The sequence below is a fragment of the Candidatus Pelagibacter communis genome (genome assembly GCF_001180185.1).
Taxonomy (GTDB): domain Bacteria; phylum Pseudomonadota; class Alphaproteobacteria; order Pelagibacterales; family Pelagibacteraceae; genus Pelagibacter; species Pelagibacter ubique_F.
Genome location: NZ_CVSS01000004.1, coordinates 1 through 10,103, shown reverse-complemented (window position 1 = coordinate 10,103; position 10,103 = coordinate 1). Strand labels below are relative to the sequence as shown.

Here is a 10,103-nt window from a genome sequence, read left to right as displayed (position 1 = left end):
ACAAAGGGAAAATTGAAGAAGTGATTTATCATGGTGATCATACTAGAGTAAGAATTAATTTATTGGGTAATTCGGAATTCATTTTAAAAGTCCCTAACAGCTCATCTAATCTTGATATCAAACTTGGTAACGAAATTAGAATAGGCTGGAATAGTGAAGACGCGCGGGCTCTTGACCCAAAATAAACATCCCATAAATCTATATATAATTAGAAAAAACGCCTGTTGACTCTATAGTCTGAAATTGTTTTAATTTGTTTTATACAAACGTTTAAACGGAGGAATAATGAAAAAACTAAGTAAAATATTACTAGCTATTTCTTTTGTACTTTCACTAGCTACTTCAGCATTTGCAACAACAGTAACTGCAGTGTCATGGGGTGGGGCTTATACTGAGTCTCAAAAGCTAGGTTACGGTGATCCAACTGCTAAAGCACTAGGCATTAACATTGCTTGGGTTGACTACTCAGGTGGTTTATCAGAAATCAAAGCACAAAAAGAAGCTGGAAAGATCACGTGGGATATAATCGACGTGTTTGCAATGGATACTATTACTGGATGTGATGAAGGTTTATTTGTTGAATTTGATTTCGACAAAGATTTTCCACCAGCTCCAGATGGAACTCCAGCAAGTGAAGATTTCTTTACTGCAATGCCAAGTAAATGTGCTGTAGGAAATATTTTATATTCTTGGAACTACGCTTATAACACTGAAAACGTTAAAGGTACTCCAAAGACTATCAAAGATTTCTTTAACACAAAGAAGTTCCCTGGGAAAAGAGCTATCTACAAAAGCGCTTTAACTAACTTAGAGATTGCTTTAGCTGCAGATGGTATTAAGCCAGGAAAAGGCGGAGCAAAAATCTATGAAGCTTTAGAAACAGAAAAAGGTGTTGAAAGAGCAATGAACAAGATCAAAAAACTTTGCACAGACCCTAAAGGTGGATGTGTATTTTGGTCTGCAGGTGCTCAACCACCAGAACTGTTAGTATCAGGTGAAGTAGTAATGGCTACTGGTTGGAATGGTAGATTCTTCAATGCAGAAATTGGAGAAGGTGCACCAATCAAACAAGTTTGGGATGGCCAAGGTCTTGACTACGAATATTTCGTACAAGTTAAAGGTGGACCAAACGATGCTAATGGTATGGCTAAAAAAGCTTTAGCTATGATGACTAGTGCAGAGATGTTAGCAGGAAGTGCTAAATACATCGCATATGCGCCTTGGAGAAAATCTTCAATCGCAATTATGGAAAAAGGTGAGCCATGGTATAAAGATGGTAAGACTAACATGGTACCACAAATGCCAACTGCACCAGCTAACACTAAAAACTACTTCCTAGTAGATCCAATTTTCTGGGCTGATAACGGTACAGAGCTTGGTGAAAAATGGGAAGCTATGAAAGCTGGTCTATAATTTAAGTTTTATAAAACTTAATTATATATTATAATTTAAGGGCGGTTATTTATAACCGCCCTTTTTATTTATGAGCTCAGAAACAAAACAAATTTTAACTACTGATGGAATACCTCTAGAGGTAAGTCTAAAGAAAGCTGAGAGAAAAAATAAGATTAAAGCTTTCCTACTTGTTGCTCCCTTATTATTTTTTTTAATCATCACTTATGTTTTTCCTATAGGTGATATGTTGTTCAGAAGTGTTGATGATAAAATGGTAACACAAATGTTGCCAAAAACATTTAAAGCAATGGAAAACTGGGATGGTCAAGAGTTACCAGACGAGGAAGTTTTTGCTGCTTTTCATGAGGACTTTATAAAATTAGTTGAAGACAAACGTGAGGGTAAATTATCTACTCAATTAAATTATACGAAAAATGGATTTAAAAGCATCATCAAAAAACTTCGTAGAGCATCAAAAAAATTTGAAGAAGGAAACTACAAAGAACAAATAATGTCAGTGCATAAACGATGGGCTGATGTTGAGTACTGGAGAGCAATTCAAAGAAGAGCTCCTGAATTTACAGGTCAAAAATATCTAAAAGGAATGGATATGTACGTAAATGAAGAGGGAAAAATAGTCAGTGTGGAAGAAGATAGACGAATTCATAGAGTGTTGTGGTTAAGAACTTTGGAGATTGCATTCTTTGTAACGGTCTTTTGTTTTTTAATGGCTTATCCAATTGCCCATTTGTTAGCTACTCTACCAATGAAATATAGTAACTTATTAATGATCTGTGTGCTGCTACCGTTTTGGACTTCATTACTAGTAAGAACTGCCAGCTGGATGATTTTGTTACAACAACAAGGTATCGTAAATGATTTCTTTGTTGGAATTGGATTAGTAGCAGATGATAATAGGCCTGAGATGATGTATAACAAGACAGGAAGTTACGTAGCAATGACACAAATCTTGCTGCCATTTATGGTGCTACCGCTGTATAGTGTCATGAAAACTATCTCACCAAGCTTAATGAGAGCAGGAAAATCGCTGGGTGGAACGCCATTTGTAGCATTTTGGAAAGTTTATTTTCCACTAACAATCCCTGGAATTGGCGCAGGTTGCTTATTAGTATTCATTTTGGCGATTGGTTACTACATTACGCCAGCCTTAGTTGGTGGTGCATCTGGAACTTTAATTAGTAACCAGATTGCCTTTCACATGAAAAGCACCCTAGACTGGAGTTTTGCATCTGCAATGGGATTAATGTTGTTAAGTGGAGTGTTGGTGATTTATTGGCTTTATAACAAAATAGTAGGAATAGATAATATCAAATTAGGATAATTAATATGGCTTTACCAAAATATACAGAACCACATTATAGAATTTGGCATTATATCTATCTAACAATTTGTGGTGCAGTTTTCTTTTTTCTTATTGCACCTTTATTTGTAATCTTTCCATTATCATTTAATGCAGAAGAATTTTTAAGTTTCTCTGATGGAATGAAGCGACTAGATCCAGATGCTTTTTCACTGAGATGGTATCAGGACATGATTTATGGAACTAAAAATCCATGGGGATTAGCTGCTAAGAATAGTTTCATTATAGCAATCTTTGCAACTATAGGATCAGTGATACTTGGAACAGTTGCGGCTTTAGGATTGAGCAGTAGACATATGCCTTATAAAGGTTTGATTATGGCCGTTTTAATTTCTCCAATGATTGTACCTTTAATTATTTCTGGTGTTGCAATATTTTTCTTTATGGCCAAAGCTGGTTTGGCAGCAACACATACAGGTATTGTTCTTGCCCATATAATTCTAGGAACACCATTTGTTGTTATCACAGTTACCGCTACACTTTCAGGATTTGACCACAGTGTAACAAGAGCTGCCTCAAGTTTGGGTAGTGATCCAGTAAATACTTTTATGAAAATTACTTTACCACTAATTTTACCTGGTGTTATTTCTGGTGGGTTATTTGCATTTGTGACTTCATTTGATGAAGTTGTTGTTGTTTTATTCTTAGCAGGATTAGAAAATACAACTATTCCTATTCAAATGTGGACAGGTTTAAGAGAACAATTAAGTCCAACAATTCTAGCTGTCGCGACTTGTTTAATTATACTATCTACATTAATATTGGTAACCGCTGAGCTTTTAAGAAGACGATCAGAAAGACTCAGAGGAATTAATCGATAGTAAAATAATCAAATGAAAATTAAGAATGTAGTAGTTATTGGATCAGGTACAATGGGTAGTGGTATAGCTGCTCATCTCTGTAATGCTAATGTCCCTGTTACACTTTTAGATTTAAAAACTGAAATAAGTCAGAGTGCTAGAGAACGAATTCACAAATCAAGACCACCTTTATTAATTGATAAAACAAAAATTGATAATATTAAAGTTGGAAATATATCTGATGATTTTGATGTAGTTAAAGATGCCGATTGGATTGTCGAGGCAGTGGTAGAGAGAATTGACATAAAACATCAAATTTATGATAAAATTTTTGAAAGTAGGAAAGATGGAGCAATAGTTTCATCAAATACTTCCTCAATACCAATTAAAGTTTTATCTCAAAATTTAGATAAAGATCAAAAAAAAGATTTTTGTATCACTCATTTTTTTAATCCTGTTAGATACATGGGTCTTCTTGAAATAGTTAAGAATGAGGACAATGATTTGAAAAAGATTAATCAACTTAAAGAATTTTGTGAAGTTGAGTTAGGTAAAGGAGCAATTGTTTGTAATGATACCCCTGGTTTTTTAGGAAATAGAGTAGGTGTATACGCAATGCAAATTGCAATGACTGAAGCATTTAAAATGAAACTTTCTGTTGAGGAAGCAGATGCAATCTTCGGGAGGCCTATGGGTATACCTAAAACAGGAGTTTTTGGATTATATGATTTGATTGGAATAGATTTAATGGCAGATGTTTTAAAAAGTTTTATTAAAGAACTTCCAAAATCTGATGAGTTCCATGAAGTTGCCAAAGAAATTCCTTTAGTAAAAAAATTGATTGAAACTGGATATACAGGGAGAAAAGGCAAAGGTGGTTTCTACAGAATGAAGAAAACCGATAGTGGAAAAATTATGGAAGCTATAAATCTTGAAACCGGTGAGTATTCAACAAGTCAAAAAATAGATATTAAGTCTGACAAAGTAGATTTAAAGGCTTTAATTAATAGAAAAGATAAATATGGAGACTATGCTTGGTCAGTATTATCCAAAATAATAAAATATGCTTCATCTCTAGTTCCTGGGATTACCAAGGAATTTAATGACATAGACGAAGCTATGAGACTTGGATTTAATTGGGCGAAAGGACCTTTTGAGATGTTAGAAGAAATTGGTGTTAAAAATTTCTTCGATAAAGTTGATGAATATAAAGGCAATAACTTTTTAGAAAATTTGTCGAATTCTAAAGATGAAAATTTTTATGGTGAAAGGCAAAAATATACATCAATTGAAACTTTAGGTAAGATCAAGAAAACTGCCTCAAGTGTTGATGGCAATAGTTCAGCTGCAATTTATAGATTTAATGATTTTAACATTGTTGAGTTTACGACTAAAGCTAATACTCTCGATTATGACTCAATGGATGCACTTAAGAAAGCAACGGATAAACCTTTAATCATAATTAATGAGAGTATGCAATTTTCTGCTGGCGTTAACCTAACCTATACTATGGAATTTGCTAATAAAAATGATTTTAAATCGATAGAAAAATTTATTAAATATTTTCAAGAAACATGCAAACATCTTAAGTACTCTAAATACCCTGTTATATCTGCTCCGTCAGGATTAACTTTGGGTGGAGGTTTTGAAGTTTTAGTTCAAAGTAATTTTGTAGCCTCACACACAAATATTGTAATCGGATTAGTAGAAACTATTGTTGGTTTAATTCCAGCCGGAGGTGGATGTAAAGAAATGCTGGCTAGATGGTTAAATACTGAAGAGGCTCAGAAAGATCCAAAATATGCACCTTTAAAAGTATTCGATATAATTGGTTATGGCAGAACAGCTACGTCTCCAGTTGAGGCAGAACCTTTGAAATATTTATTACCTGAAAATAAAACAATTATGAATAGAAATAGTTTGCTTGAAGTATCGAAAAAAATCTTAAATGAAAACAAAAACTTTAAAGCACCAAATGAGCTTACATTTAATTTACCAGGTAAAGCAGTTATTGATGATATGAACCAAATTTTAGAAAAACTTTATAATGATAAAGTTATACTAGATCATGGTTTGACTGTAGCAAAAGAATTAGCTCACGTATTAAGTGGTGGTGAGACTACAATTGATAAATCTCTTACAGAGGATGATTTATTTAAATTAGAACTTGATGCTTTTATGAGATTGATTGAAACCAAACAAACTCAAGATAGAATTAAACATACTCTTGCCACCGGAAAACCTTTGGTTAATTGAATAATCTAAGAGTATTTATAAAGTCAGGCCTCAAAACATATTCAGATTTATTTAAGTGTTTAATTTTTTCTAAAGCTTCTAAGCCAAATATTACTTTTCCAATAGGTGTATATTCACCCTCATATAAAGGTTCATCCTGAAGAATAATAAAAAATTGGCTATCCTCCGTATCATATTTTAAAGATCGAGCTAATCCTACACTTCCTTTAGTATAGTTAAAATCTTTATCAACTTCAGATTTAATTGTACCTAGACCAGATTTTCCAGTTCCAATTTTTCCATAATCTATGTTTCCTTTTTTTCCAAATTCTAAATCACCAGCTTGTACAAGTTTATCTTTAATGACCCTATGAAATGCCACATCATCATAGGCATTCGATTTGACTAACGTTTTAAATCTTTCTACTCCATTAGGAGATATATCTGGATATAATTCTATAATTACATTTCCACACTCAACGTTTAGAATTGCTATGTTATTTGGATTTTCAAAATTAATTTTATTTGGGTTATAATTCTTAACAAATAAACATTTATCTTTTAGTAAAAAAAAAGAAGTAATTGAAAACAAACCTAAAATTACAACAAATATAAATATTATTTTTTCAGATTTTGATGCTTTTATCTTTTCAATCATAAAATAAAATTTTCATCAATTTTTAGTAGCCCTTTTTTGATAAATTCTATCTTTTTTTTAAGAATAGGATCAACCATTTCAGGTAAATTTCCATACATTAAATGAGAAAATACTTCAGCCATATCTTCAGATGCTGTTGATCGCGAGTATTCAGTAATAAACCCCTCTGGTTTAGAATATGTATCTAAACCAATTTTTTTTGTGCAGGTTGAACATTCTGCGTAATCAAACTCTTCAGGATTAAAACTGGACCAAATTTTTTCATTAAATATATCTTTGTAACTATCATTTATTATGTGGAACACTTCGTGATGTAATACTCTTTCAAAATATTTGTCATTAAATTTTATATCTACAATTAAAGTTTTCATTACATTGTCAGGTATTCCTGCAGTGTTGATACCTGAGATTGATAAGTCCTCACACATAACAATGTATTTTAAATTTATTTTTTTTAAAAAGTTTTGAGAATATTTATTAAGATTTTTTTCAATAATCTTATATTTCTTATCTAGGTCTTGTTTTGAGGATTTAAAACAGTTGATATTATTATCGATACCTATTGTAAATGCCTGTTTAGCATTCAGATATCTTAATTTATTTTCAGTCTTAAGATTATAAATCTCCAGATTTGGAATCTTTATTAGTTCATATATCGTATCCGCTTTTGCGGGAGAAATTAAAAATAAACACAATAAAACGAACTTAAATAATTTCATAATTAGTATTATTGAAGATATTCCAATTTGTTAGAATGTGATAGAGTTTTTGTGATGAAAAAAAAAAGAAGCAAAGAACCCATTCAACCTGTAAGTGGCACAAAAGTTCCAAGGTTTGCGGGTCCATCAACTTTTGCAAGATTACCAGAATTAAGAGATGTTGAGTACTGCGATGTTGCGATAGTTGGAATACCATTCGATGCAGGCACAAGTTATAGACCTGGGGCAAGATTTGGTCCACAAAGTATTAGGCAAGCTTCAAGACATTTAAGAACAAATTATCACCCAAGTTATGATGTTGAGCCTTTTAAAGTTCAACAGGTTGCTGATGCAGGAGATATTACTTGTAATCCATTTAATATAGACGAAGCAATTAAACAAATTGAGGAAGGAGCTTTAGATCTACTTAAAAAAACTGGTGGTATAATAAGTTTAGGAGGAGATCATACGATCGCGTTTCCGTTATTAAAAGCTGTAAATATAATCAATAATGGTCCTGTTGCTTTAGTTCATTTCGATGCACATCTTGATACTTGGGATACTTATTTCGGTGCACCTTATACACACGGCACACCTTTTAGGAGAGCACGAGAGGAAAATTTATTCATGGATGATGCTTCTATGCATGTGGGTATTAGAGGCCCATTGTATAGCAGAAACGATATTAAAAATGACGAAAGTTTTGGATTTAAGATAATTCATTGTGATGAGTTTCAAACTGAAGGGACTGATAAAATTGCTGAAAGAATAAGAAAAAGAGTAGGAGATAATCCATTGTATTTATCAATTGATATTGATGTTTTAGATCCTGCTTTTGCACCTGGCACTGGTACACCAGAAATAGCTGGCATGACCACTAGAGAAATGGTTAATGTTATTAGAGGCCTGTCTGGTATGAATTTAATTTCTGCAGATGTTGTTGAGGTTTCACCTGCTTATGATCATGCTGAGGTAACATCACTTGCAGCTGCTACTATAGTTTATGAGTTAACAAATTTATTTGCAAAAAAATAAGGAAAGGTTAGGAATCTCTGATGGAAAATAAAAAAAATTTTTATATTAATGGCAAATGGGTAACACCAAAAAGCAAAGAAGAAATTAAAGTAATTGATCCTGCAACTGAGGAAAATTGTGCCGTTATAACATTGGGCAATAAAGATGATGTTAATGACGCTGTGAATGCTGCAAAAAAAGCTTACAGTTCTTGGGCGTTTTCATCAAAAGATGAGAGAATAAGATTATTAGAAAAGCTTTACGAAAATTATAAAAAAAGATGGGCTGACATTGCAAGTGCAATTACAACCGAAATGGGAGCACCAAAGGACTTTGCAACCAAACTTCAAGCTGGCACTGGCGCTGCTCATTTAAAATCATTTATAAGATATTTAAAAAGTTTTGAATTTGAAAAACCATTAGGAGAACATGCACCTAATCAAAGATTAATTTACGAACCTAAAGGTGTATGTGCGTTAATCACACCATGGAATTGGCCAATGAACCAGGTTTGCTTAAAAGTAATGCCTGCAATAGCATCTGGTTGCACCATGGTTTTAAAACCATCTGAATTAGCTCCATTATCATCAATGATTTTAGCTGAATTGATTGATGAAACAAAATTTCCTCCAGGCGTATTTAATTTAGTAAACGGTGATGGAGCAACGACAGGTGATTCTCTAACAAGTCACCCTGACATAAATATGATTTCATTTACCGGATCGACAAGAGCAGGAGCACTAATTTCAAAAAATGCTGCTAAAGATTTTAAAAGAGTCAGTTTAGAATTAGGTGGCAAGGGAGCAAACATTATCTTTAAAGATGCTGACCCAGAAGCGATTGAAAGAGGAGCGCTCAGATGTTTTAGAAATTCAGGTCAATCATGTAATGCACCTACAAGAATGCTAGTAGAAAAATCAATGTATAATGATGCTGTGGAAAGATTGAAGAAGTATACAGAAAAATTTGAGGTTGGTGATCCAAAAAAAGCAGGAGAGCATATAGGCCCAGTTATTTCTGAAACTCAATACAATAAGATACAAACTTTAATTAAGAAGGGTATTGATGAAGGAGCTAAATTAGTAGCAGGAGGCCCAGGTAAACCAGATGGATTAGAAAAAGGGTATTTTGTAAAGCCTACTGTGTTTGCTGATGTTAATAACAAAATGGAAATAGCAAGAACAGAAATATTTGGCCCAGTTTTATCTGTTATGTCTTTTGAAACAGAGGAAGAAGCTATAGAGATAGCAAATGATACCCCATATGGATTAACAAATTATATCCAAACCCAAGATAAAGAGAAAATCAAAAGAGTTGCTAGAAAATTGAGATCAGGAATGGTTGATGTTAATGGAGCTGGCATAGCCGTTGATGCACCATTTGGTGGTTTTAAACATTCCGGTATTGGCAGGGAAGCAGGAGAACATGGCCTCGAAGAATTTTTAGAAGTTAAGGCTGTTGGTGGTTGGAATAATTAAGATAAGAAATCTTAATAATGAGCGATATTACTATTCTTGGAATATTTGTAGCAGATTTAAGCTTCTCTGGAGATAAAATCCCAGTATCTGGTGAGACTATATTAGGTGACAATTACAATATAGGTCCAGGTGGAAAAGGATGTAACCAAGCAATTGCAATTTCAAGACTTGGAGGAAAAGTAAATTTTATTTCAAAGATAGGTGACGATGATTATGGTAAACTAGCCATTAATAGTCTAAAAAAAAATAAAATAGATACTAAAAATATTATAATATCAAAAAAACATCGAACTGGTGTAGCTGGAATACATGTTGATAAAAACACAGGAAAAAATGCAATAACTGTTGTGAGAGGCGCTCCTACAAGTTTAACAAAAGAAGAGATAGATATTAACATCATTAAACAATCAAAAATTTTTTTAACCCAATTAGAAGTGCCTTTAG

10 protein-coding genes are annotated in these 10,103 nt (G+C 33.0%); 8 read left to right on the top strand and 2 right to left on the bottom strand.

The window, feature by feature from the left end:
- The 5 genes from AMN95_RS00190 to AMN95_RS00170 form a co-directional block, all read left to right on the top strand.
- The coding region (locus AMN95_RS00190; protein WP_143323744.1) for a TOBE domain-containing protein at positions 1-185 on the top strand (185 nt) is incomplete at its 5' end.
- Positions 186-285: 100 nt separating this feature from the next.
- Complete coding sequence (locus AMN95_RS00185; RefSeq protein ID WP_075521997.1) at positions 286-1,413, top strand: extracellular solute-binding protein; 1,128 nt, start codon at positions 286-288, stop codon at positions 1,411-1,413.
- 70 nt (positions 1,414-1,483) lie between these two features.
- Positions 1,484-2,737: an ABC transporter permease subunit gene (locus AMN95_RS00180; RefSeq protein ID WP_075521996.1), complete on the top strand. Its 1,254-nt coding sequence runs from the start codon at positions 1,484-1,486 to the stop codon at positions 2,735-2,737.
- Between the two features lie 5 nt (positions 2,738-2,742).
- Complete coding sequence (locus tag AMN95_RS00175) at positions 2,743-3,597, top strand: ABC transporter permease (protein ID WP_075521995.1); 855 nt, start codon at positions 2,743-2,745, stop codon at positions 3,595-3,597.
- 12 nt (positions 3,598-3,609) lie between these two features.
- Positions 3,610-5,832 carry a 3-hydroxyacyl-CoA dehydrogenase/enoyl-CoA hydratase family protein gene (locus AMN95_RS00170; protein ID WP_075521994.1) on the top strand — a complete coding sequence of 741 codons (2,223 nt, stop codon included), beginning with the start codon at positions 3,610-3,612 and terminating at the stop codon, positions 5,830-5,832.
- Here the strand turns inward: AMN95_RS00170 and AMN95_RS00165 are convergent.
- Together AMN95_RS00165 and AMN95_RS00160 are read right to left on the bottom strand one after the other, a co-directional pair.
- On the bottom strand, positions 5,825-6,469 hold the full coding sequence (locus AMN95_RS00165) for a peptidylprolyl isomerase (protein WP_075521993.1): 645 nt from the start codon (positions 6,467-6,469) through the stop codon (positions 5,825-5,827). The genes AMN95_RS00170 and AMN95_RS00165 overlap by 8 nt on opposite strands.
- Complete coding sequence (locus AMN95_RS00160; RefSeq protein WP_075521992.1) at positions 6,466-7,188, bottom strand: putative zinc-binding metallopeptidase; 723 nt, start codon at positions 7,186-7,188, stop codon at positions 6,466-6,468. The genes AMN95_RS00165 and AMN95_RS00160 overlap by 4 nt, the downstream gene beginning before the upstream one ends.
- Before the next feature lie 54 nt (positions 7,189-7,242).
- Here AMN95_RS00160 and speB point away from each other — a divergent pair, with 54 nt between their 5' ends.
- The 3 genes from speB to AMN95_RS00145 form a co-directional block, all read left to right on the top strand.
- Positions 7,243-8,202, top strand: a complete 960-nt coding sequence (gene speB / locus AMN95_RS00155; RefSeq protein ID WP_075521991.1) for an agmatinase — start codon at positions 7,243-7,245, stop codon at positions 8,200-8,202.
- A gap of 20 nt (positions 8,203-8,222) precedes the next feature.
- Positions 8,223-9,659, top strand: a complete 1,437-nt coding sequence (locus AMN95_RS00150) for an aldehyde dehydrogenase family protein (protein ID WP_075521990.1) — start codon at positions 8,223-8,225, stop codon at positions 9,657-9,659.
- A 17-nt stretch (positions 9,660-9,676) separates the two neighbouring features.
- Positions 9,677-10,103, top strand: a 427-nt coding sequence (locus tag AMN95_RS00145; RefSeq protein ID WP_256997900.1) for a PfkB family carbohydrate kinase, incomplete at its 3' end; no start/stop codon positions are given.

Excerpts from the sequence above, each read along its gene's own strand:
- AMN95_RS00185 (WP_075521997.1), top strand. The coding sequence starts at position 286 with ATGAAAAAACTAAGTAAAATATTACTAGCTATTTCTTTTGTACTTTCA.
- AMN95_RS00160 (WP_075521992.1), bottom strand. The coding sequence starts at position 7,188 with ATGAAATTATTTAAGTTCGTTTTATTGTGTTTATTTTTAATTTCTCCC.
- AMN95_RS00180 (WP_075521996.1), top strand. The coding sequence starts at position 1,484 with ATGAGCTCAGAAACAAAACAAATTTTAACTACTGATGGAATACCTCTA.
- AMN95_RS00165 (WP_075521993.1), bottom strand. The coding sequence starts at position 6,469 with ATGATTGAAAAGATAAAAGCATCAAAATCTGAAAAAATAATATTTATA.
- AMN95_RS00150 (WP_075521990.1), top strand. The coding sequence starts at position 8,223 with ATGGAAAATAAAAAAAATTTTTATATTAATGGCAAATGGGTAACACCA.
- AMN95_RS00175 (WP_075521995.1), top strand. The coding sequence starts at position 2,743 with ATGGCTTTACCAAAATATACAGAACCACATTATAGAATTTGGCATTAT.
- AMN95_RS00170 (WP_075521994.1), top strand. The coding sequence starts at position 3,610 with ATGAAAATTAAGAATGTAGTAGTTATTGGATCAGGTACAATGGGTAGT.
- speB (WP_075521991.1), top strand. The coding sequence starts at position 7,243 with ATGAAAAAAAAAAGAAGCAAAGAACCCATTCAACCTGTAAGTGGCACA.